General features: G+C 39.9%; 22 protein-coding genes and 1 pseudogene. 7 read left to right on the forward strand and 16 right to left on the reverse strand.

Translation table 11 applies throughout. From position 1 onward, the window contains the following. Positions 1 to 17: 17 nt before the first annotated feature. The 3 genes and pseudogenes from AC3ZVC_RS20010 to AC3ZVC_RS20020 all read right to left on the reverse strand — a co-directional run. Positions 18 to 164 (reverse strand): annotated as a pseudogene (locus AC3ZVC_RS20010) (helix-turn-helix domain-containing protein); the annotation flags it as partial. A gap of 451 nt (positions 165 to 615) precedes the next feature. Further along, positions 616 to 1,560, reverse strand: coding sequence for an alpha/beta hydrolase (locus tag AC3ZVC_RS20015; protein WP_490064931.1), 945 nt, complete (start codon positions 1,558 to 1,560; stop codon positions 616 to 618). Between the two features lie 69 nt (positions 1,561 to 1,629). Further along, complete coding sequence (locus tag AC3ZVC_RS20020; protein WP_490064932.1) at positions 1,630 to 3,276, reverse strand: flavin-containing monooxygenase; 1,647 nt, start codon at positions 3,274 to 3,276, stop codon at positions 1,630 to 1,632. Positions 3,277 to 3,505: 229 nt separating this feature from the next. Between AC3ZVC_RS20020 and AC3ZVC_RS20025 the strand changes: the two genes are divergently transcribed. Further along, entirely contained in the window at positions 3,506 to 4,201 is a 696-nt protein-coding gene (locus tag AC3ZVC_RS20025; RefSeq protein ID WP_490064933.1) for a response regulator transcription factor, read from the forward strand. A 166-nt stretch (positions 4,202 to 4,367) separates the two neighbouring features. Next, the gene (locus AC3ZVC_RS20030) at positions 4,368 to 6,053 is read left to right on the forward strand and encodes a LysM peptidoglycan-binding domain-containing protein (RefSeq protein ID WP_490064934.1); all 1,686 of its coding nucleotides are present in this window, start codon (positions 4,368 to 4,370) and stop codon (positions 6,051 to 6,053) included. Between the two features lie 951 nt (positions 6,054 to 7,004). On the opposite strand, the gene AC3ZVC_RS20035 is transcribed toward AC3ZVC_RS20030, so the two are convergent. From AC3ZVC_RS20035 to ystJ, 5 genes are all read right to left on the reverse strand, one after another. Then, positions 7,005 to 7,352 carry a hypothetical protein gene (locus AC3ZVC_RS20035; RefSeq protein WP_490064935.1) on the reverse strand — a complete coding sequence of 116 codons (348 nt, stop codon included), beginning with the start codon at positions 7,350 to 7,352 and terminating at the stop codon, positions 7,005 to 7,007. Positions 7,353 to 7,543: 191 nt separating this feature from the next. Then, positions 7,544 to 9,061, reverse strand: a complete 1,518-nt coding sequence (opuFB, locus tag AC3ZVC_RS20040) for an osmoprotectant update ABC transporter permease/substrate-binding subunit OpuFB (protein WP_490064936.1) — start codon at positions 9,059 to 9,061, stop codon at positions 7,544 to 7,546. Beyond that, positions 9,062 to 10,018 (reverse strand): ABC transporter ATP-binding protein, encoded by a 957-nt coding sequence (locus AC3ZVC_RS20045; protein ID WP_490064937.1) that lies wholly within the window; start codon positions 10,016 to 10,018, stop codon positions 9,062 to 9,064. It abuts the gene before it with no gap. A 394-nt stretch (positions 10,019 to 10,412) separates the two neighbouring features. Then, on the reverse strand, positions 10,413 to 10,700 hold the full coding sequence (locus AC3ZVC_RS20050; RefSeq protein ID WP_490064938.1) for a hypothetical protein: 288 nt from the start codon (positions 10,698 to 10,700) through the stop codon (positions 10,413 to 10,415). A 129-nt stretch (positions 10,701 to 10,829) separates the two neighbouring features. Then, complete coding sequence (ystJ, locus tag AC3ZVC_RS20055; RefSeq protein WP_490064939.1) at positions 10,830 to 12,035, reverse strand: NADP-dependent malic enzyme; 1,206 nt, start codon at positions 12,033 to 12,035, stop codon at positions 10,830 to 10,832. A gap of 164 nt (positions 12,036 to 12,199) precedes the next feature. On the opposite strand from ystJ, the gene AC3ZVC_RS20060 reads away from it, so the two are divergent. After that, positions 12,200 to 13,093, forward strand: a complete 894-nt coding sequence (locus AC3ZVC_RS20060) for a LysR family transcriptional regulator (RefSeq protein WP_490064940.1) — start codon at positions 12,200 to 12,202, stop codon at positions 13,091 to 13,093. Between the two features lie 231 nt (positions 13,094 to 13,324). Here the strand turns inward: AC3ZVC_RS20060 and AC3ZVC_RS20065 are convergent, their stop codons facing one another. Then, complete coding sequence (locus AC3ZVC_RS20065; RefSeq protein ID WP_490064941.1) at positions 13,325 to 14,974, reverse strand: catalase; 1,650 nt, start codon at positions 14,972 to 14,974, stop codon at positions 13,325 to 13,327. 443 nt (positions 14,975 to 15,417) lie between these two features. Here AC3ZVC_RS20065 and AC3ZVC_RS20070 point away from each other — a divergent pair, with 443 nt between their 5' ends. Both AC3ZVC_RS20070 and AC3ZVC_RS20075 read left to right on the forward strand, forming a co-directional pair. After that, positions 15,418 to 16,482: a YibE/F family protein gene (locus tag AC3ZVC_RS20070; protein WP_490068970.1), complete on the forward strand. Its 1,065-nt coding sequence runs from the start codon at positions 15,418 to 15,420 to the stop codon at positions 16,480 to 16,482. Continuing rightward, positions 16,479 to 17,255 (forward strand): YibE/F family protein, encoded by a 777-nt coding sequence (locus AC3ZVC_RS20075; RefSeq protein ID WP_490064942.1) that lies wholly within the window; start codon positions 16,479 to 16,481, stop codon positions 17,253 to 17,255. The genes AC3ZVC_RS20070 and AC3ZVC_RS20075 overlap by 4 nt, the downstream gene beginning before the upstream one ends. A gap of 557 nt (positions 17,256 to 17,812) precedes the next feature. On the opposite strand, the gene AC3ZVC_RS20080 is transcribed toward AC3ZVC_RS20075, so the two are convergent. The 4 genes from AC3ZVC_RS20080 to AC3ZVC_RS20095 all read right to left on the reverse strand — a co-directional run bounded on the left by AC3ZVC_RS20080 (position 17,813) and on the right by AC3ZVC_RS20095 (position 19,853). Continuing rightward, positions 17,813 to 18,022: a hypothetical protein gene (locus AC3ZVC_RS20080; protein ID WP_214726577.1), complete on the reverse strand. Its 210-nt coding sequence runs from the start codon at positions 18,020 to 18,022 to the stop codon at positions 17,813 to 17,815. Positions 18,023 to 18,195: 173 nt separating this feature from the next. Then, the gene (locus AC3ZVC_RS20085) at positions 18,196 to 19,074 is read right to left on the reverse strand and encodes a DUF817 domain-containing protein (protein ID WP_490064943.1); all 879 of its coding nucleotides are present in this window, start codon (positions 19,072 to 19,074) and stop codon (positions 18,196 to 18,198) included. Between the two features lie 67 nt (positions 19,075 to 19,141). Then, entirely contained in the window at positions 19,142 to 19,360 is a 219-nt protein-coding gene (locus AC3ZVC_RS20090) for a helix-turn-helix domain-containing protein (protein ID WP_490064944.1), read from the reverse strand. A gap of 10 nt (positions 19,361 to 19,370) precedes the next feature. Next, complete coding sequence (locus tag AC3ZVC_RS20095) at positions 19,371 to 19,853, reverse strand: DUF2975 domain-containing protein (protein ID WP_490064945.1); 483 nt, start codon at positions 19,851 to 19,853, stop codon at positions 19,371 to 19,373. A gap of 234 nt (positions 19,854 to 20,087) precedes the next feature. Here AC3ZVC_RS20095 and AC3ZVC_RS20100 point away from each other — a divergent pair, with 234 nt between their 5' ends. Then, entirely contained in the window at positions 20,088 to 20,528 is a 441-nt protein-coding gene (locus AC3ZVC_RS20100) for a cell wall hydrolase (protein ID WP_490064946.1), read from the forward strand. A 178-nt stretch (positions 20,529 to 20,706) separates the two neighbouring features. Next, positions 20,707 to 21,297, forward strand: a complete 591-nt coding sequence (locus tag AC3ZVC_RS20105; RefSeq protein ID WP_490064947.1) for a hypothetical protein — start codon at positions 20,707 to 20,709, stop codon at positions 21,295 to 21,297. 412 nt (positions 21,298 to 21,709) lie between these two features. Here the strand turns inward: AC3ZVC_RS20105 and AC3ZVC_RS20110 are convergent, their stop codons facing one another. The 3 genes from AC3ZVC_RS20110 to AC3ZVC_RS20120 form a co-directional block, all read right to left on the reverse strand. Continuing rightward, entirely contained in the window at positions 21,710 to 21,889 is a 180-nt protein-coding gene (locus tag AC3ZVC_RS20110; RefSeq protein WP_490064948.1) for a hypothetical protein, read from the reverse strand. Positions 21,890 to 22,324: 435 nt separating this feature from the next. Beyond that, a complete protein-coding gene (locus tag AC3ZVC_RS20115; protein WP_490064949.1) occupies positions 22,325 to 22,720 on the reverse strand; it encodes a VOC family protein in 396 nt (131 codons plus the stop codon). Positions 22,721 to 22,910: 190 nt separating this feature from the next. After that, a complete protein-coding gene (locus AC3ZVC_RS20120) occupies positions 22,911 to 23,696 on the reverse strand; it encodes a glucose 1-dehydrogenase (RefSeq protein ID WP_490064950.1) in 786 nt (261 codons plus the stop codon). Positions 23,697 to 23,702 lie beyond the last annotated feature (6 nt).

The following is a 23,702-nucleotide window of genomic DNA, read 5'->3' on the forward strand; positions in this document are numbered from 1 at the left end:
TCCCCTGAATATTCTGTGATTCCCCGTTCAATTTTACTTAAATGGGTAACGGAACAAATCCCTTCCCCCAGCTGCCCCTGTGTAAGGCCTGCTTTTTCTCTGTAAAATTTAATGATTTTCCCTAATATTATGCTGCACCTCGGTTGAAATATTTCTATTATTATAGTTAAACACCAAACAACTTTCTATAGATTTTTAGAAAAAAGCAGGAGAATCATTCTCCCGCATCCAGCACTTTCTCCTTTAGGAAACCAATCATCTTTTAGATAATTGTTTGTGAGGCACCTGTTTCCTATTGACATGATTTGTGAATTAATATGAGACCCTTTTTCTGTCCCGGCTTCCGTTTTCGTCGTCCTGAAAGCTCCATGAAGACCTTTCTTCTTTCCTGACATACATTTTCTTCTTCATAAGAGCTCTATGAAGACCATTCTTCTTTCCCTGCTTCCATTTTCGTCGACATGACAACTCCATGGCGACCTTTTTCGCTTGGCTTGGATCCCTGAAATCCTTTTTAACAGCTTCACCGAGTTTTGTCTAAAACTTTAAATTATCTCCTCTACAAAAACCAAAAGAAAAGGACACTCCCCGAAATGAAGTGTCCTTCCCTTTCTATTATTTAGACGCAACACTGCCTTGAAAAATCCGATTCAATGCATCTGCCGCCTGCTCAATGGATTTTCTTCCCTGCTCCAGCACACCCGGCATCCAGAAGAAGCCGTGTATCATGCCGTCATAGCGTTTCGCTTCGACTGGTACTCCTGCTTCTTTCAGGCGTTGTGCATAGGCTTCGCCTTCATCACGGAGCGGGTCGAATTCCCCCGTGAGAACCAATGCAGGAGGTAGTCCGCTCAGGTCTTTTGCCTTCAGCGGAGAGGCATACGGATTCTTTCCGTCCTCTTCATTTCGTAAATAATGGTTCCAGAACCAGACCATGCTGTCTTTCGTTAACAGATAGCCATCTGCATTTTCAGTATAAGACTCAGTTGCATAGGAGTGATTGGTTACTGGATAGATTAGCATTTGATAGGCCAGTGAAATTTCACCTTTATCTCTGGCCATCAAGGCAACAACGGCTGCAAGGTTTCCGCCGGCACTGTCGCCGCCTACTGCAATCCGGCTCGGATCTACAGCAATGGAAGCTGCATTTTCCGCCACCCACTTGGCTGCTGCATATGAATCATCTGCCGCTGCCGGGAATTTTTGTTCTGGAGCCAATCTGTAATCCACTGAAACTACCACACAATTGGCCAGATTTGTTAATAGCCGGCATGGCACTTCGACTGTTTCCAGGTCACCAATGACCCAGCCTCCGCCATGATAGTAAACTAGTGCTGGAAATGGTCCTTCCCCTTTTGGCGTATAAATCCGGACCGGAATGTCTCCGCCTGGCCCCGAAATTTTTCTGTTTTCAACCTTTCCTACTTCCTCAGGCTCTCCTGCCAGCGCACTAAAATCTGTTGTCTGCCTTGCTTCTTCTGGTGTAAGAGAGCTCATTGGCGGTGCACCCATTGCCTCCATTTGTTCCAATAAAAATTTTGCCTGCGGATCTAATGCCATATTCTTTTTCCCCCTTAAATATTTTAATAGGTATGTGTAAGGCTAAAGCTTGCCCTATCCATGATTCCCTTAGTTCACAACGCTTTTCTCTGCGCTAGTCAAAGTGAAACCTTCATAGCCTTTTTCTGCCACTTCATCACAGATGTTCCGGTATGTCCCAACTCCGCCAAGATAGATTTGGAAGCCCCGTGCTTTTCCTTCAATATTGGCCCCCATGTACCAGGAATCTGTTTTGGTGAATAGGGTTTGGTCGGCGATTTCCCGGCAATGCTTGCTCCAGGTATTTTCCGCTTCTTCCTTAACCTCAATGACCGCCTGGTTATGATCACGCAAATAGTTAATGCAATCTGATACCCATTCCACATGCTGCTCAATGGATACCATCATATTGCTCAGAACGGATGGGCTCTCAGGTCCAGTCAGCATGAACATGTTTGGGAAGCTTGCTGTACCAAGCCCGAGGTATGTCCTTGTCTGCGATCCGCCCGCCCATTTTTCTTTCAGGGAGACGCCATCTTTTCCGCGGATATCCATTTTAAACAGCGGGCCGGTCATGGCATCAAATCCTGTTGCAAACACAATCATATCAAGCTCATATTCTGCATCTGCAGTCCTTACTCCAGAAGCAGTAATTTCCTGGATCGGCGCTTTTTTAACATCAACCAGCGATACATTATCACGGTTATAGGTTTCAAAATAATCAGTATCAATGATCGTGCGTTTCGTGCCATAATAAAATTTCGGTAGAAGTTTTTCCGCCACTTCCGGCCTTTTAACGGTTTCACGGATCTTCAAGCGAATGAACTCAGCCACAATTTCATTTGCTTCAGGAGATACGGACAAGTCATTATATGTGTAAGTCAGGGAAAGAAGTCCTCCTTTTTGCCAGGCTTCTTCAAACACCCGATGCCGTTCTTCTGGGGTTTCGTCAAACACTGAGATATTTCGAGGGGTTTCAGGAATGCCGGTTATGGAATGACGCATTTTTTCTCTGATTTCACTGTAATTTTCACGAATATCATTTAGGTATTCAGGATCGTTCGGCGCATTTCTGGCTGGGCTGCTATACTGCGGGGTTCGCTGAAATACTGTAAGGTGCTGCGCTTTCTTTGCAATGACTGGTATGGCTTGAATTCCACTGGAGCCGGTTCCAATAATGCCCACACGCTTTCCATTAAACTCAACTTTTTCATGAGGCCAGTGGCCGGTATGATACCATTCACCCTTAAATGACTCCAAACCTTTAAATTTAGGTACATTGGACGCTGACAAGCAGCCTACTGCTGTAATAAAATATTGAGCAGATACAATTTCACCGTTATTTAACTGTACATCCCATCTGTTTTTCTTTTCGTCAAATTGGGCTGAAAGTACGCGTGTATTGAACTGCACATCGCGGCGAAGATCAAACTTATCTGCTACAAAATTTATGTAGCTCAAGATTTCAGGCTGTTCTGCGTACTTGGCGGACCAGTTCCATTCCTTCATGAGTTCCTCAGAAAAAGTATAATTATAATAGATGCTTTCAACATCACAGCGTGCACCGGGATACCGGTTCCAATACCATGTTCCGCCTACATTATCGCCTGCTTCAAACACACGCGTTGAAAAACCTGCCTCACGCAGACGATAAAGCATATACAATCCTGAAAAGCCTGCCCCTACGATTACTGCATCAAGATCCGTAAGAGAGTTCGATTTTTGATTGGATGACATACTTTCTACCTCCTCATGTTTTTAAGCGAGCTTGTTTCCATCTTTAAAAACCGTACTTTATACAACCCTCACCTTTGTAAACGTTTACATTTTTTCGTGATACTTGCCAGTACCCTGCGATCCTCCTCTCGAAGAATTAATTTAACTCTAGTTAAAGCTTACTATTTAATTTTTAATTTGAATATTCATAATTTTCTATATATAATACCCCTATAAAGAAGGTGAAAATATGACAATTGACTCTACCTTTTTGGACTATATCCAGATTTTAGAAGAGGTGGACACGCATGAAGAGAAGCTGTATAAAATTCTCGAGGTTTATATGAATACCTTCCCCGTTAAAAACGCCTATTTATTCAGGTACTCCCCCTTAGGGTTCATAGGAGAAGGAATTATTGCAATAACTTCTATCGGTTTATTGCATATCAGGGATATCCGGGATGATATCCGTTCGCTGCCGCTCATCTACTCAGCTCTTTATGAGAGAAAAGCCAAATATTGTTCAGGGATTGAGTACCTCAAGCAAGTAAACATTAAATACATAACCACCTCTAATGTGAATTCATTCCTGGCCGTCCCCATATGTTTTGGCTCTGTGGCGATCGGCTATATCTGCACAAATGAGTTTCAGGATAATGTAAACATAACGGATCAGCTGGTTGCCTCTTTTACCGAATATGGGCGCCAGGTAGGAAAGATACTCGAAAAAACAAATGGCCCGGAAGGTTCCCAGCTTTTAAGCCGAAGAGAAATGGAAGTGATGAAAAGAATTTCCTGGGGTGAAAGCATAAAAGTTATGGCAGATTCCATGTTTATCAGTGAAGTTACCATCAATCAATATATTAAAACAGCCATCAAAAAGTTAGGGGCGCAAAACCGTACACAAGCAATTGCGGAGATGTTTCGGAGAGGGATAATTTCCTGACTTATATGCAATATTTCCTTTGCAAAATTAATACGGACAAGAAAGAGGCCAGCATACTCTCCCCTCCTAACAGCAGTCAGCCAGGTCCGCCCAAAAATAACTGTCAAAAATCTCATCTCCATGCATATATAGATATAGATGCATTGGTGAGGGAGATGTGATGCGAATGAATGATCGTTATATCGTTCAGCCCGGAGATTCGTTATATACAATAGCGCGAAAATACAAAACAAATGTTGATGGTATTAAATATGCTAATCGCCTACCGACAAATACGATTTATATCGGCCAGTCATTGGCGGTTCCAGTTCACAATCAGCGAAATACTTATATGGTTCAGCCTGGAGACAGTTTGTCCACAATTGCAGCTAAATTTGGTGTTTCCATCGAGGAACTAAGAAAAGCGAATCAATTGCAGTCCCATTTCGTTTATATTGGAGAACATTTCGTTATTCCAGAAGTAAAAAATGATGAGGAAAGACAAACGGAATATGTGGTGAAGGCGGGAGATTATCTCTATGAAATAGCCCGAAGATACAATACAACTGCTGAGAGCATTATGGTTTTGAATAATTTAGAAAGCCCGGATCTGTCAATCGGGCAAAGACTCAGTATCCCGGTATACTCTGATGTGGTCGTCAACGCAGATAATGCAAATATCCGGCAGCGGCCAGGCACTGCTTTTAATACAATCGCCCAGATGGACCGTGGAGCAAGGCTTCCGCTAATTGGTGTTCAGGGAGATTGGTATAAAGTTGCGTTATTCAATGGAGATCCCGGATGGATTTCCAAGACTGTATCCACCTTAAGAGCCTTTGATGGCTCTGTGCCAACTTTACAAATTTTAGGTTATTATACATTATCAGAAGGCCCTACATTGCCAAGTTCTTATGAATCCTTTGTGGCAAACACAGCGAATATCTCGCAAAATGGATTATTCCTATTTAGAATCAGCAAAGATAATCCAACAACCATTGAGAAGTTTGGGGAATTCACGGATGAAGAAGTACGGCAGCTCGTCCGAATCGGCCATCGCAATAATGTAAAAATGCTGGCTACTGTCCACAACCTTTTATATGAAGAAGGAGTTGAACTGGCAAAGCAGGTTGTTCATGAACTGGTTTCATCTGAACAGAATATGAATGCTTTTGCTTTAAATTTAGCCAGATTAGTTGAAAGATATGGCTTAGATGGTGTCGATATTGATATCGAGGATGTCCTGGAAGAGGACCGAAATCGCTTAACGCGGTTATACCAAATCATCGGCCGCGTTTTTGATGAACGGGGGTATTTCTTCTCAACCGCTGTGCCATCCAAAACAGGACCAGAGGATCCGAGTGTTTTTGCGAAGCCGTTTGATTATCCAAATCTTCATAAGCCAACTGATCAATTTGTCATTATGCTTTATAACGAGCATGGCTGGCCTGGAAGCGGGCCGGGACCGGTTGTGTCTATCGGGCGAATGGAGAGAGTCCTGCGCTATGCGATGACCGTCATGCCAAAAGAAAAAATCGTGGCGGCTGTGTCTGTATTCGGTTTTGACTTTAATCTTGAAACAGGCCGTGCTGCCTATGCATCATTTGATCGTGCGATGGCACTGGCGGAGCAATATAATAAAGAAATTATATTTGATGAAGAAACACAAACCCCGATGTTCGCCTATACAGATGCAAACGGGGTTAATCATGAGGTATGGTTTGAAAATCGGTCAAGTATTAAAGCCAAAGCTGAACTTGCAGACCGCCTTGGCATAAGAGGCCTGGCGCTTTGGAGATTAGGAATGGAAGATGAAGGCATGTGGGATATGCTTGAAAATGAAGCAGTCGTTAGAAAACATGGATTAGAACAATGATTTTTTAGCAGTACTTTATGAAAGGTGTTTTTACAAATCTTTGAGTGGTTTTTGGCCTTCAGTAACCTTATGATGGCCCTTTCTTTAACTTTTCGACTATATTTTGGCCTTCATTGACCTTGTTAAGACCTTTTCTATAACTCTTCGACTGGTTTTTGGCCTTCATTGAACTTATGATGGCCCTTTCTTTAACTTTTCGACTATATTTTGGCCTTCAGACCTTGTAAGACCTTTTCTATAACTCTTCGACTGGTTTTTGGCCTTCATTGAACTTATGATGGCCCTTTCTTTAACTCTTCGATTGGTTTTTGGCCTTCATTGACCTTGTGAAGGCCTTTTCTATAACTCTTCGACTAGTTTTTGGCCTTCATTAACCTTATGATGGCCCTTTCTTTAACTTTTCGACTATATTTTGGCCTTCATTGACTTTGTGAAGGCCTTTTCTATAACTCTTCGACTGGTTTTTGGCCTTCATTGACCTGATGATGGCCTTTTCTTTAACTCTTCGATTAGTTTTTGGCCTTCAGTAACCTTATGATGGCCCTTTCTTTAACTTTTCGACTGGTTTTTGGCCTTCATTGACCTGATGATGGCCTTTCCTTTAACTGTTTGATTAGTTTTTGGCTTTCAGTAACCTTATGAAGGCCCTTTCTTTAACTGTTTGATTAGTTTTTGGCCTTCAGTAACCTCATGAAGGCCTTTTCTATAACTCTTCGACTGGTTTTTGGCCTTCATTGACCTTGTGAAGGCCTTTTCTATAACTCTTCGACTGGTTTTTGGCCTTCATTGACCTTGTGAAGGCCTTTTCTATAACTCTTCGACTGGTTTTTTGCCTTCTTCGACCTTATGAAGGCCATTTCTGGTTTTTGTCCATCAAAAATAGATCAGCCTCATGAGTTGGCTGATCTATTTTTTGTTAGGGACTGTATGTTTCGCTGCTTTTGCTATTTCTTAAAAATCTGTAAAGGATGAGCTAAGATTTTTTAAAGTATATATTCTCCCTGTCACCATGAATAGGTCATTGTAGTTTCTTTCTATAAATTCATCGATAATGCTCAATCCTTTTCTAAATCGATCAACCAATAAATGAGTGTACTTTTCATCCCAAGTGAACCGATTAATTCTTAAAAGTTCAGCTGCAAGTATGTGAAACTTATAATCCTCAACAATAAGTTTTATTTGATACAATTTATTCCTATCCAAATTGAAGATATTGTTATCAAGATTTTTTTCAACAAAATTGATAAAATCATTTATATTTTCAGCCAGCAGATTCGCTTTCTGCATTTCGAAGTTCACGGCATCCTCTCCTCATACTCCTAAAAATCTAAACATGATTAAGAAGAATGTATGTTTTTGGCGATGCTTTAATACCGACAATTTACCAATCCTTAAATATGAACATCTGATGCCAGAATCATGGGTGATACCAAGTCAATAAATAATAAAAACCGTCCGGAAATGTTCATTCCAAACGGTTTTCTCCATTCTTATTTAAGAAATCCCTCTTTCTCTAAATACTCTCTGGCTGTCTCTTCAGGACTTGCACCATCAACATTTACTTTATAGTTCATTTCACGCATTTCGTCATCGCTTATTTTCCCGCCCAGCTGGTTTAAGGCTTTTACCAATTCCGGATAATTTTCTGCAGTTTCTTCTCTTAACATAGGTGCACCTTGATATGGCGGAAATAGATTTTTATCATCCTCTAATACAGTAAGGTTATACCTAGCAATTTCACTATCTGTAGAGTAAGCATCCACCAGGTTTATTTCACCTTTTTCAATCGCACCATAACGAAGTTTAGGTTCCATTGTCAGTACGGTTGGAAAATCAAGGCCATAAAGCTTTTGAATGCCTCGATATCCGTCCTCCCGATCGGAGAATTCAAGTGTAAAGCCTGCTTTAATATTTTGCTCGACAGTCTGGAGATCCGAAATGGTTTGAAGCTGAAACTCACTGGCCATTTGATCAGGTACTGCCAATGCATATGTATTATTAAAGGCCATTGGTTTTAGCAGTTCCATATCAAACTGTTCCTGCATTCCCTTTCTTGCCTGCTCATATACCTCTCCCCGGTCCGTGCTCACGGCTGTTTCTTTTAAAAATTCAGCAATGGCTGTTCCGGTAAACTCGGGATAAACATCGATGCTCCCAGACTTCAGAGCATTAAATACAAACGAAGTCTTCCCTAGCCCAGGCTTTAGCTCTACGTTAAGATCTGTTTCATTTTCAATCAGCAGCTTATACATATTGATAAGGATTTCCGGTTCAGATCCCATTTTTCCGCCTATGACGATATCCTCTTCAGGTTCTTTTGCCAGTAACGGCATGGCCATTACCACTATCATCGCTGCGATGAAAACACCCAATGCAGTTAGAGACTTTTTAAAGGACATATGCTCAAATCTGCGCAGAAGCATATCAAAAAGAATGGCCAGTAAGGCGGCTGGTATCGCTCCAAGAATGATAAGGGTTGTATTATTTCTGTCAATTCCAAGCAGTATGAGTTCCCCTAGGCCGCCTGCCCCAATAAGGGCTGCAAGAGTAGCCGTTCCTACAATTAACACCATAGCCGTGCGGATTCCGGCCATAATGACTGGCATGGCTAAAGGAAGCTCTACCTTCATGAGCCGTTTTCGCCTATTCATTCCCATGGCACTTGCCGCCTCTATGATGGAGGAATCAACTTCCTTAATGCCTGTGTATGTATTTCTTAAAATAGGCAGCAGCGAATATACGACCAGTGCAATAATGGCGGGCACTTTGCCAATTCCAAACAAAGGAATCAGCAGTCCAAGCAACGCTAACGAAGGAATTGTCTGTAAAACGGCTGTAACCCCAATGATCCCCTCTGCGATTTTTTTCTTTTTTGTTAGATAAATCCCAAGCGGAATTGCTATTAACACGGCGAAAAATAAAGCAATTAAAGAAATTTGAATATGCTCAATCAGAACACTAAAAAGCTGGCCTCTTCTTTCATTAAAAACAGAACTGAGGGTACCCATTTATCTCACCTCTTTTTGCATTCCGCCAGCCAGCTGGCGAATGATTGCCTGCCTGTTGATGATTCCGATTACTTTTCCATCGTCTTCAACAACAAGCTCATCATATTCTGCTAATTCTTTAAGTGTCTCATCCATTGAAGTGGATGCGGAAATTGTACGGTCAATTTGAGAAATTTCATACTCTGATGCTTGCAGAATGAGATTATGTATATTAAAACCTGACATTGCGATTCCCTGCTCTTCCCCAACGAAATTTCGGACAAATTCATTTACAGGATTGGCAAGAAGTTCCGCTGGAGTACCAATTTGTATGATTTCTCCATCCTTCATCACACATATCCTGTCACCAAGCTTTAAAGCTTCCTTCATATCATGTGTTACGAAAACGATCGTTTTTTTAATTTTCTGCTGAAGATGCAATAGGTCATCCTGAAGCTTTTCCCTGCTCAATGGATCCAGCGCACTAAAAGGCTCATCCATTAGAACAATTGCAGGATTGGCTGCTAACGCCCTCGTCACACCCACTCTTTGCTGCTGTCCTCCAGAAAGCTCGTGCGGCATGCGATTTCGATAGATTTCCGGCTCCAGTCCAACCATTTCCAGCAGCTCATCGATCCGCTTTTGAATTTTATCATGATCCCATTTTTTCAATTCCGGAACGATAGCGATATTTTCCCCAATCGTCATGTGCGGAAAAAGAGCAATTTGCTGGAGGACGTATCCGATATCCCAGCGTAATTCATGAATATCATAATCGCTTACCCTTTTGCCATTGATCAGGATTGTCCCCTCTGTTAGAGGAATAAGCCTATTGATCATTTTTAACGCAGTTGTTTTTCCCGACCCGCTTGGTCCGATAATAACAAAAAACTCTCCTTCCTTTATGTTTAAATTTATTGAATGAACAGCATGAGTACCATCAGGATACCGTTTTGACACATTTTCAAACTGAATCATTACTCCACCCCTTTTTTAAATCACTCCTGAAATATTCCCAAATAGCACTTATGGTAAAACCATTTTAGATCTATTATTTTTCACAGTTAGACGTGTAACTATAATACATATAGAAAATATGTTTTTCCACTATTAAAGGTTAGTGAATGTGCTGGCTGGCATGATATTAAATAAATGGGGTGCTTTTATGCAGAATCCCTCATGAGAAGGTGGCATTCTATATGTTTCCTTCTATAGATGAATGATAGAGCTTAGCACAAAAAAGGACAGTCTCACTAATCGAGAGACTGCCTTTTTATCCTCTTTTAAAGCTTTCTATAAAATTGACTTGTCACATTCATTTTCACTTTAAAAGCAGCCAGAGGGCAGGTGCTTATTTATTGTATAATCCTTTTCAACTGGCAAACTGAACCTTTTTAAATAAGCCCGGAAAGTCATTTACGATAATTTTGCGAATATTTCTTATGTCCTTAATAGGGTATGTTTTAACTTTTTGTAAAGTGGAATTAGAATTTCCTTTATATATATTAATGGTCCTTACAACAAAGCTCTCCTTTTGAAATAGATAATTATCTTTCGTTTCAAAGACCTTATTCTCTGTTTGTTCATAAATGATGTAATAGTCTTCCATGATCTCACCACAGAACAATTCCTTCGTTTCAATTACTTCGTATACTTTCATCGTTATCATTCTCCCTTATTTATAGACTATCAATGCTAAATGTTAATTGACGAAAGCAAGTAATCTATGTTCGTTCTGGCCTGGACACCAAGCCTAGACATCCCAACCGCGGGCAAAAAAATTTTATTATTATTGGTTTACCAAATCACTCTTTAAGATTTCCTTACTGGCAACTCCTGTTTCCTGGGCTGCCTTCACTACAGCATCTCTAACAGCTGGAACCACTCTGCTATCCAGCGGTCCCGGTATTACATAATCCGGGGACAATTCATTGCAATCAATTAAACCTGCAATAGCTTCCACAGCAGCCATCTTCATTTCATCATTAATATCGGTAGCCCTTACATCTAATGCACCTCTGAATATTCCTGGAAATGCAAGAACATTGTTTACCTGGTTAGGCAAATCAGAGCGGCCGGTTCCAACAACTTTAGCACCCGCCTCTTTGGCTTCATCTGGCATAATTTCCGGTATAGGATTGGCCATTGCAAAAATGATCGAGTCACGGTTCATCGTTTGCACCATTTCCTTTGTTAATGCCCCCGCAGAAGAAACCCCAATAAATACATCAGCACCTGCAATGACATCCTCCAGCAGCCCTTGGCGTTTCGCTTTATTTGTGATTCTGGCTACAGATTCTTTGATCGGGTTCATTCTTACTTGCCGGCCATCATAAATGGCTCCCTTTGTATCGCACATAATGATATCCTTGACACCCATTGTTATTAATAGTTTTATAATTGCAATTCCGGCAGCGCCCGCTCCATTAACTACTACTTTGATTTCGTCAGCCTTTTTATTTACCAGCTTTAACGCGTTTATTAATCCAGCGGCGGTTACGATTGCTGTTCCATGCTGATCATCATGAAAGACAGGTATGTTCATTTCTTGCTTTAGGCGTTCCTCAATATAAAAGCAATTTGGTGCAGCAATATCTTCTAGATTAATGCCACCAAATGATGGCTGCAGCAGTTTCACCGTTTTTATAATTTCATCAGGATCCTTTGTATCAAGGCAAATAGGAACAGCGTCAATCCCCGCGAAAGCTTTGAAAAGAGCAGCCTTCCCTTCCATAACAGGCATGGATGCCTCTGGGCCAATATCTCCGAGCCCCAATACGGAAGTTCCGTCAGAAACGACCGCAATTAAATTGCCTTTAATGGTATAATCATAGACTTTCTCAGGAACATTATGAATCTGCCGGCACGGTTCTGCCACTCCTGGGGAATAGGCTAAGCTTAAATCCTTCATACTATTCAGTGGCATTTTCACGTCGATAGATAATTTCCCTTTAAATTTCTCATGAAGTAATAGTGATTCTTTTTGTAAATCCATCTTAACCAGCTCCCTTTATTATTGATTTGAACATTGATAATTTTCAGTATTCTGATATTGTAGTTTATTATATAATGAGAGTTACCTATAAATGAAATACATATAATCTATATACTTTATTCCTTTTGGTTATAGGGATAACATAATTAAAGGAGAGAGTTCTGTTGGACATAAGGCATTTAGAGTATTTTGCGGAAGTCGCCCAGCATTTAAGTTTTACAAAAGCATCGCAAACACTGCATGTAACACAGCCTTCTATTAGTAAAGCCATAAAAAATCTGGAAGTCGAATTAGGAGTTCCATTGTTTTACCGCTCTTCGAAACAATTAGAATTAACCGATGCAGGTAAAGCGGTTTTAATCAATGCAAAGAAAGTACTTCACGCCTTTAAAAATCTGACTTTGGAGCTAACAGATATTATGGAGCTTAAGAGCGGAGAGATAAGGATCGGCATTCCCCCAATAGTAGGTGCGGCCTTCTTTTCTAAGTTGATCAGCCAGTATAAAGAGAAATTTCCGCTCATAACGTTTACATTAACTGAAGTAGGAACGAAAAAAATCAAAAAAGGCGTTGAAGACGGTTCTCTGGATATTGGCTTGATTTGCACAGTGCCGGCACAAGGCAGCAGTTTTGAAATCATTAATGTCTTAAAGGATCCATTAAAGTTAATTGTCCACCGAGAACACCCTTTGGCTTCACAAAAAGAAGTCCACTTCTCAGAATTAGCAAATGAGCCCTTTATTTTATACCGAAAAGACTTCACACTTTACGACCTGATTATAGAAGAATGCTTGAAAAACAACTTCCAGCCCAATATCGTATGTGAAAGCTCCCAAAAAGACTTCCTGCTGGGAATGGTCGAAGGAAAACTGGGAGTCGCATTATTGCCCAGTAAAATATGCAATGATATTAACAATAGAGAACTTATTGTGCTCCCTATCTCTGAATCTGCGGTAAATTTGGAGCTAGGCATGATTTGGAAAAAGGATAAATATTTATCGTTTGCAGTTAGGGAGTTTATAGCAGTATCTGAGGAGTATTTGGATAGTGAGGTTTAATTGATCGATCAGCCAGGGAATCGGGCTGGTTATAGTAAGAAACTATGTAACGAAGAACCACTCCCTCTTTTTTAGGTCTTTGGAACAGGTCTCTATTTCTGTTATTGGTGATATTTAACGCATTGGGGATCAGTAACATCTGATCAAGGACATGAAGCGGGTAAAAATAAAGGGCTGCCCTTCAGTCAGATTTACTAACCTTCGGGATAGCCCTTGCATCTTTAGATTACGTTAATAAGGATCAGTTTCGTGGCTTTTCTCCACAGCTTCTTTAGTTGCTTCGTTCTCAGCGATTGAACCCTGTCCATATTTCGATTTACCAGCTTCACGGCCAGGAATTTTACTTTCTGCATTCATTTCCTGCAGTTCGTTCATTACTTTTTCGATTCCTTCCTTCACACGGCGGCCATAATTTTCATCAGCCTGTGTGAAGTGCTCAATCATGGCATCTTGAATTCTTTTATCACATACTGCCAATGCTTCGGATAGGTTTTTGATTAGTTCATCGTGCTCCCAATCATCAAAGCTGCGGTATGTATGTCCCGCTTGATCGTAGTTGTTTGGACGATCAATTGGTGCACTCAAGGCTTCCGCATTATACGTTGGATGATGAGGTGAATGGCCTTCTTCAGGAGCTTCCTTAAAGCCGCCTTTCATTGATGGTTCATAGTTAATATGCGGATTCTTTCCAGACTCTTTTGGATCACGAATATCCATTTGGCCACGATGCTGGTTCGTGCGAACAGGTGCTTTCGGTGCGTTCACTGGCAGTTTCAGATAGTTAGCACCTATGCGATAGCGCTGCGTATCGGAATAAGAAAAGGTACGGCCTTGCAGCATTTTATCATCAGAGAAGTCCATTCCATCGACAAGAACCCCTGTACCGAACGCGGCCTGCTCAATTTCTGCATGGTAATCCACTGGATTGCGATCAAGGACCATACGGCCAACTGGCAGCCACGGGAACTTATCCTCCGGCCAAAGCTTAGTATCATCGAGCGGATCAAAATCAAGTTCAGGATGGTAATCATCCTCCATGATCTGCACAAAGAGCTCCCATTCCGGATAGTCTCCACGTTCAATCGCTTCAAATAAATCCTGAGTTGCATGACCGACGTTCTTGGCTTGAATAGAGTTTGCCTCTTCCTGTGTTAAGTTTCGTATCCCTTGCTTCGGCTCCCAGTGATACTTCACCAGCACTGCCTCACCTTTTTCATTTACCCATTTATATGTATTTACACCGCTGCCCTGCATGTGGCGGTAAGTTGCTGGAATTCCCCATGGTGAGAACAAGAATGTAATCATGTGCGTAGCTTCGGGTGTACGGGATACAAAGTCGAACATCCGCTCAGGATTAGGTACGTTCGAAACTGGATCGGCTTTAAACGCATGAATCATATCAGGGAATTTCATCGCATCACGGATAAAGAAAATTTTCAGGTTGTTCCCTACCAAATCCCAATTGCCATCTTCTGTATACATTTTTACTGCAAAGCCACGAGGGTCTCTTGCTGTTTCCGGTGAATCTTTCGCTCCTGCTACGGTGGAAAAACGAACCATTAACGGTGTTCTCTTCCCTGCACCAGAAAAAACTTTCGCCCGGGTGTACTTCTCAGCCGGTTCATCTCCAACTTTTCCATACGTTTCAAAATAACCAAATGCTCCAGCACCTCTTGCGTGTACCACACGCTCCGGCACTTCTTCTCGATCGAAATGGGAAATTTTTTCAATAAAATGATAATTCTCTAATGTCGCTGGGCCACGGTTTCCAATCGTACGGATGTTTTGATTATCTTTTACAGGATGACCCTGCCGCGTTGTCAGTGTTTCACGTTTCGCATCTTGTTCGTTTGAGGTATCCAAATCTTTGTTCTCTGCCATAATTAAACCTCCTTAATTTGACTATCCATATTTTCCCTCTGTTTTAGAAGTCTATACCCGGGTGCTTTCGGTTTTACCATAGCTTCCTTAATTATTTATACTTAGAAAGATCAGATGGTACGGTTGTCCATATAGACAAATAATTTCCAGTGTTATCATATCCTTTGGAATGGTAATTAAACAAAGGCCCTTTTCGCAAACTTTGTTGCTTTTCGAACAAGTAATATTAACAAACCTGCACCAAAAGTCACAACTTGAAAAAACCCCAGTGATTATCTTGACTATCTGAAAATGTCCCGTTATTCTTAGTCCGTTGCAAGGGACACTGCGGACTGGTTTTACGTGGGGAAGTTCGCATTTACAAGACTCGGAGGTTTATTTTGAAAAAAGTAAAAAAAATACCTTATCATCAATATTATTTGTACATTATTCTGGCACTTTGTATGGCAGCATCGGTTCTATTTGTATATCACAATGAACCTTTCTATGACAGGCCAATTGCTGAAGTGGTGGAAGCTGATCTGATTCACTCGGAAGAGGTAATAGATATTTACGATAATGAGGACTGGCTATATGAACAGAAAATAATAGCCGAATTAATGAATGGTGAAAAGAAGGGGCAGCTAATTCATTTAAAGAATCAATATTCTGCATCTAAAGCTTATGACCAGGAATTTCAAGAAGGACAAAAAATATTTGTTTCAATAAGTAAGAATAAAGAAGATCGGAAAGATTTAACTGGAACGATAATAGACCTTAAACGGGATCATTACTTACTGATGGTAGGATGGATTTTTATCCTTATCCTGCTCCTGGTTGGAAAAAAACAGGGGCTGTTTTCGATAATAAGCTTGGCAGTCAATGCCCTATTGCTCTCTTATGCATTGGATGTTTATCAGGATAATCCTGAAACAAGCCTCTTACTTATATGCAGTGTAGCGGTTATTATATTTACGGTCCTTTCCTTGCTTCTCGTAAACGGTTTTAATGAAAAGACCTATGCAGCCATTGTCGCAACCTTGCTGGCTACATTTATTTCGCTGTTGATCACCTATCTTGTCATTTGGGTAACCTCTGGAAAGGGTCTTAGATATGAAGAGCTGCAATTTATCACACGCCCCTATCAAATGGTTTTTTTAGCAGGATTATTTATCGGATCTTTGGGAGCGGTTATGGATGTAGCCATTACCATGTCTTCTTCCCTGTTTAGCTTGTATGAAAAGAATCATAACATTCCGGTAATAGCACTTAAACGGTCTGGAATGGAAGTTGGCAAAGATATTATGGGCACCATGACAAATATCTTGTTTTTTGCCTATATAAGCGGTTCCCTTCCTTTGCTTGTTTTGTATATAAAGAATGATTCACCATTAGGGTTTACGCTTTCCATGAACCTTTCATTGGAATTAGCCCGGGCGCTGGCTGGCGGCATCGGAATCGTACTAACCATTCCAATAGGCCTTTATATTTCTATATTTTTTATTAATAGAAAGAGGTCAAGTATATGAATGCATTAGTTTTGCTGGCTGCCATATTATTTGTTTTGATGACCCTGATCGGCGGAAAAAAAGGAGCAAGATCCTTTTTTGCTATATTCTTCAACTTTGGCATGATTATTTTTGTCCTGTTTTTTATGAACGACCCAAAGATCAATCCGATTATCGTCACATTGATTGCATGTGCTGTGATTAGCTGCATCAATCTTTTTTATATAAACGAAGTGAACATTAAAACCAAAACAGCATTTATGTCTTCGATCATCACTATTTTAATCTTGATCCTGTTTATTGTCATCGTTACTGAAAAGGCGATGATCCAGGGATTTGGTGAAGAGGAAGCAGAAGAACTGAGTGTGTTTTCCCTTTATATTGGAGTCGATTTTGTTAAAATTGCCGCTTCTGTCATCATCATGAGTACAATCGGAGCCATTACCGATGCTGCCATGGCCATCTCCTCTCCGATGCGGGAAATCCATTATCATCATCCGGACATTAGCAGGAAAGACTTATTTCAAGCTGGCTTAAGCATTGGAAAGGATATCTTGGGAACAAGTACGAACACGTTATTTTTTGCTTTTTTCGGCGGATACCTGGCACTGCTTATTTGGTTTAAAGATCTATCCTATTCTGCCGGAGAAATCGTTAATTCAAAAATCTTTAGTGCCGAGATGCTTACAATCCTTTGTGCAGGAATTGGGGTAACGCTGGTTATTCCAGTCACTGCCTGGATTACTGCAGCATTTTTAGTGAAAAATAGAAATAAAAATGGAACCGTTGAATAGACTTATGAATAACTACAAACATCCCTTATTTCCTTAGTTGAAATAGGGGATGTTTTTTATTCTAGTTCGATTAAGTGTCTCTCTGACGCCTGTCTACTGTCCTTTCTATATACCAATTAAATGTGGACCTGCCCTCTTTACGCCACTCCCAGCAATCTCCGGCAACCATCCGGGAGTTATTAGTATGTTTATATGCCGCTCAAACTTTCCTCTATTTATCTGGGTTAAATTCGGAAATTATAGTCCAGTCATTGCATTTGCATTTTCCCTGATTTGAAGGACATCATGTTCGCAATTAAATTAGACATTCTAACTTTTTTAATAGTTTAGAAAGATTTTGTTCATAGTTTGTTAATATTTACGCATTATAATAAGGTTTGTACCCAAAACATCATACAGCCCTTTTTCTTTACCCCTTCAGGTCCGGCCGTGTATTTGGCCGGATTTTTTATTTTCCCTTTTTCTTTATCCAGGTTTTGTCCTTCCAGAAGCAAAAACAAAAAGTAATGCCAACCTCTATTTGATAGAGATTGGCACTTCTTTAATTCGTTATATGTTTAGCGCGACGCTTTTGGCGGTTGGCACACGTCACATTTGCGTTGATTATTATTTTTAAATTTTGTAAATGTTTTTTCAAAATTGCTGCCACATGCACATTTAAATAATAACTTTTGAGAAAAACCGTGATATTCGGTCGTAAGTAATTTACTTTCCGAATTTTTCTCAACAAACTCATTAATTTTGCCGATTGTCCATCGTTTATTCATTCTCTTACACCTCAATTTTTTATCGCTAGGCGGAGGCTTTTCTTGGCATCCGTTTCAAATATGGGCTAAAGTCGAAATTCACTAAGTTTCTCATTATAACATGCATTAGCACACAATTAAACAGATTGTTATTTTGAACGCTTACCAGGTTATTTCAAACTAGCATGTTCGATCTACCTATTCTTTTTTTGAATCACATGAAATACTTTTAAAAAAGGGTTTGTAACAGTTATAAAAATAGCATTTATCTTAAAGGAATTATTTCCCTTTACCTGTTTTAACGTTGCCACAATAAGAAAGCTAACAATCACTAATAAGAGCCACGAACTCACCTTTCCTAGATGAACGAGACTCCATGCATCGGTTTGGTTTGGATATTCCCAGGCTCCAAAGAACGTTGCGATATTTTCGGCTATCCATATAAAGAATCCGATGAGCGCAAAAGAAAGTGCAATTGGCATACGGTAACTAGTCCCATCAACCTTGTATTTGACCCATGATTGCCAAAAGACGATGATGACTAGTCCAGATAACCACCAGCGAACATCAATCCAATAATGGTGGGTGAAAAAATTCAAATAAATCGCAGCTGCAAGAGGTACAACCACCAAAAACGGCGGCCACTTAACCAGTTCAACCTTTAACCTCCTCCACGCCTGGCAAAGATAACTTGCTACACTTGCGTACATGAATCCACTAAACAAAGGCACTCCAAAAATCATGAAATAACCTTCTTCTGGGTAAGACCAGGAGCCCATATGTACCTTAAAAAGTTCAAGAGCAAGTCCAATAAGGTGGAATACTGTGATTACCTTTAGTTCATCCCGTGTTTCAAGCCCGGAACGGACCATCCACCACTGCATCAGAAGGCAGATGATTAGCAGCCAGTCATAACGCGGCAGGAAGGGAAGCGGCATGAATTGTGTAAAAGCCAAAGAGGCAAAAATAACGACAGGAAACAAACAGGATAGGGCCTGCTCCCAGCCAAAACGAACGAGTTGTTTTATTGCTCTCGTGATTTTTGCCTCCATTTTTTGCATGGTTACATTCATATGTAACTCCCCTTTTATCAAATATCGGAGTAAAGTTCCTTTTGCTATAAAAGTTAACTATTCCTGCTTATTCATCTTGGGCGTCACTTCGGTATTCTAAAATATCTCCGGGCTGACATTCTAATGCTTTGCAAATTGCCTCTAAAGTTGAAAACCTTATTGCTTTTGCCTTTCCATTTTTCAAAATAGAAAGGTTCGCCATTGTGATTCCAACCCTCTCCGAAAGTTCTGTTACGCTCATTTTCCTTTTAGCCAGCATCACATCAATATTGATAATAATAGCCATTGTTTTCACCTCAGACCGTTAAGTCATTTTCTGATTTTATATCAATCGCTTCTTTTAACAGTTTTTGAAGAACAGCAGCAAAGACTGCAATCACCATTGAAGCAAAAATAACGACCAATCCGATTAATATGATACCTGGGGCGTCATCTCTCTCGGCCATGAGATAGAAGAGAGGCATGCCTGCCGTATACAGGATACTGATGGTAATTGCATAGTTTTTTATATTCTTTAAAGATTTTACAGATAAGTCGGAGAAAGCTTTATTCTTGTCAATATAGCTTAAAAGTTTAAAGGCTTGATAAAGAGCTAAGTAAAAAGGGATCGCAGAGGCATACAAATCGATTAAAACGAGATATTTCATATATGCATGTTCTGGATACAGCTCTGCTGCAAAATTAGCTATTTCAGGTACAACAAAAATGCTCAAAGCAAGAATCGGAATTCCAATCAGAATAACAGCTATCTTTAAAAAGAGTGTTGTTCCTTGTTTCATAAAATGCACCTCATTCATTTATTGTACATTGATTATAAAATGGATTTTATCGTTTTTCAATAAAAAATTACTGATTATAGCTATATTTTTATCGATGCTTAAACCTCCCTTTTAATTTATGCTTTGCGATTGGTTCCAATGATTACAATGCTATTTATATTTTCTCCCCTCTAACTGAACCCGTTAACATTTTTGCAGGATTTCTTAATACACTTCTTTTAGAGGTGATAAAAAGTGCCAAGAGTACAATATACCGACAGTGACGTAGCTTTAATGGCAAGGATGATGAGGGCAGAGGCCGAAGGTGAAGGAAAACTGGGGATGCTTATGGTTGGTAATGTAATTGTAAATCGACGAAAAGCTAATTGTCTCGATTTTGAAGGGTTAAGGACAATACCACAAGTGATTTTTCAAGTGCAAGGAGGAAATTATTCTTTTGAAGCGGTACAGAAGGGTAATGTTTTTTATAACAGAGCAAGAAGTGTAGAAAAAAGATTAGCCAAACAAACCTTAGACTATTGGAGACAACATCCTTCCAAGTATGCTCTTTGGTATTTTAATCCGTATGCTCCATGTCCACCTACATGGTACGATCAGCCATTTGCAGGACAATTTAAACTACATTGTTATTATGAACCTAAGGCAAATACATGTGAGAGTGCTTATAGGTGGTAACAAAAAGAGGGTGTCCCAAAAGTCTAGACTTTTGGGACACCTTCTTTTTTCCAAGGCAAATAGCTCAATAATTGGTATGTTATCACTGTGAGACCGAGCTGTACTTGTCTACATTCTACATATATGATTTCCAAATTAAGCATAATATTGGTAGAATCTATTTAAAGGATGAACCTCAATGGAAAAAGAACGGATCGAACAATTCGATAATATTGTAAAAATGGGAAAAGAGGGGCAAAAGGCATTAAATGAATATTGGCTGGATTACTCCCTCTACACTTCTTTTGAATATTGGTTGATGGTCTCTTTTCTTGTTGTTCCGCTAATTATTCTGTTTTTCAAAATTGACAAAAGCAAAATCTTTTTTATAGGCTTTTATGGGTACAGCATTCATGTTTTATTTGGTTATATTGACTTGTACGCAAAAAATTCAGGCTTTTTGCATTACCCTATTCCAATAATTCCAATGATACCAGGATTATCCCTTGATTCGAGCTTTATTCCTGTAACCTTTATGCTTGTATACCAATGGACATTAAATCATAAAAAAAATTATTATGTTTTTATGATTTTGACATCAGCAGTTTTGGCATTTATTTTTAAGCCGCTTCTTGTTGGTCTGGGACTTTTTAGATTATATGGAAATGCAAATTATTTATATCTTTTTCTTGGGTATATCATCATAATCATCTTAGCTAAGTTCATAACTAACGTATTTTTATGGACAGAAAAATATTTTCGTAACAAAGGTACAAAAGATCCTGTTTAATGGAAAGAAGCTGCCAGTTTTACTGCTGGCTCTTTAAATCCCTTAGTTCAATTATAAAACTTATTTTTTCTAATTAACCTATATATGATTAATCCAGAAACTAAAAATAGGGCTAGACCAACCAAGATCCTAGTAAATGAAACACTAACCGCGTATGTATCATAACTGGTTTGTTCCCCTTTAAGAACACTCCACCAATCATTTTCTGCAGAAAAATAAATAGAGACGAAAAGCCAAGTGAGAAAGGTTAAAAAAGCAAAAAAAATCACACCTATTTTTCTGTTCAAATTTATCCACCTAATTCTCATGTTTTCTATTCCCTTTTTGGAAAGGAGAGGAGCGTAACCACCCAGGTATTTGCCAGTTAAGTAGAAGCTCCGACTGGAGTTTTTACCAGAAGTATTTTCTCCCATTAATTCAATCGTGTAAAGTTCTTATGAAGCTCCTTTTCATTAATCGTTATCCTGATCGATAAGTCTTTAGTACGTAAAACAAAATCTTTAATTCCAATAAATTCAGATTCAGCAATCAAATAGAATTCTGTTCCCTTTTTTAAATCTTTAAAATTATTCTTCAGCTTATATCTCTTCATTATCTTACCTAGTTACTCCAATACGTTTATTTCAATCTGGCACTTACTCAGGATTTATTGCTTTTACGATTCTGCCAGCTCCTTAGTACTGACTATTGCCAAAAATCCCGGTAAAATCCTTTACCATCAGCTTCTCATAAAAACCTTTTAAAATCTATTTAAAAAGTGTGCCGATAATAGCTGCAATTCACAACATGATCCAACTACTATACCAATCAAATGACTGAGGATGAAAACAATTTAACAAAGCCAAAAAAATAAACCGCACGAGTAAAAATCACCGTGCGGATAACTATGAAAAATAGGTGTACGCATCTAATTGACTAATGCTTTAATGAAGTTGAAGAAAGGCACCACTATAAGCTACCTGAATTAGACCGATCTCTTCTTTCCAGGACTGCCTAGTGGATATCATGCTTTCACCTATCAACAGTTCTATTTTGCATTCGCATCTGGCTGGTGAATGCCGAAAACATTTCCTTCTGTATCAATATAGTATCCCTGCCACGCCATTCCGGGCAGGGCATATTTAGGCATGGCAACTTTTCCGCCATTCTCAAGAATCTTAGCTTCCGTTGTATCGTAATCTTCCACTCCCATTGTACAAGCAAATCCATTTAAAGCTTGGTTGGCTTCAGGCGGAGGACTTTGCCGCTGCATCAAAGCACCATTGATCCCGGGTGCATTCTCATCGCCAGTCACTGCTCCAAAGTAAGGCATTCCTGCATAATCACTCCAATCTTGAAATGACCATCCGAATACCTCTCCATAAAACTTCTTTGCCCGCTCCATGTCATCCACATGAACTTCAAAATGTACCAATCTTCCCATGATTACCTCCTAGTGGTTTATTAAATATTTAATCTATATAATAGAAATTGGCATGGTAGTCGATTCTTAATTCGACAACTACTAGAAAAAACCTCCCTCCCTATTAGATGAAAAAAAGCCTTTTCCCTTCAAAAGAAATAGGGTCAGGCCATTTATGTTCCTACTTATATGAACGGTGCTGAAAAATATCCTATCCTTTCCCCGCCTGAAATCCAGGATATTGAGTCATGCCTCCATCAGCGTATAACGTTAGCCCGGTAACATAACTGGCTTCAGTCGAAGCAAGCCACACAGCGCATGCTGCAATCTCTTCCGGCTTGCCAATATACCCCATCGGAATAAGCTCAATGACACCCTTCTTCAGTTCAGGATCAGCGAACTTTTCCGCATTGATCGGCGTATCAATGGCACCTGGAGCAATGCAATTTACCCGAATACCTTGCGGCGCGAACTCAAGTGCAAGTGTTTCTGTCATCAGCTTGACACCGCCTTTGCTTGCTGCATAATGGACAAAATGCGGCCAAGGAATCTCCTGATGGACGGATGACATATTGATGATTGAGCCTTTTATTTTATGCTCGAGCATGTAATCAATCGCTTCCCTGCATCCTAAAAACTGCCCTGTCAGGTTTGTTGAAATAACTTTGTTCCAATCCTCGAGGGTCAGGTCTTCAGATGGGACTTCGTTTTCAATGCCAGCATTGTTGATCATTACATCGAGCGAACCAAAAGTTTTAACAGCGTGGGAGACCATTCTTTTAATATCCTCTTCCTTCGTTACATCCCCCTGGATGGCAGTTGCACTCCCTCCTGCTTTTTCAATGGTTTTAATAATTCCTTTAACTTCCTTTTCTTCTTTAAAATAATTTATTACTACCTTCGCTTTTTCGGCACCGAACCTCTCAGCCATCGCCTTTCCCAGGCCAGTGGCACCGCCTGTAATGACTACGACTTTCCCTTCAAGACTTGGATACATAAGATC

It is taken from the genome of Cytobacillus sp. C11.1 (genome assembly GCF_058145115.1).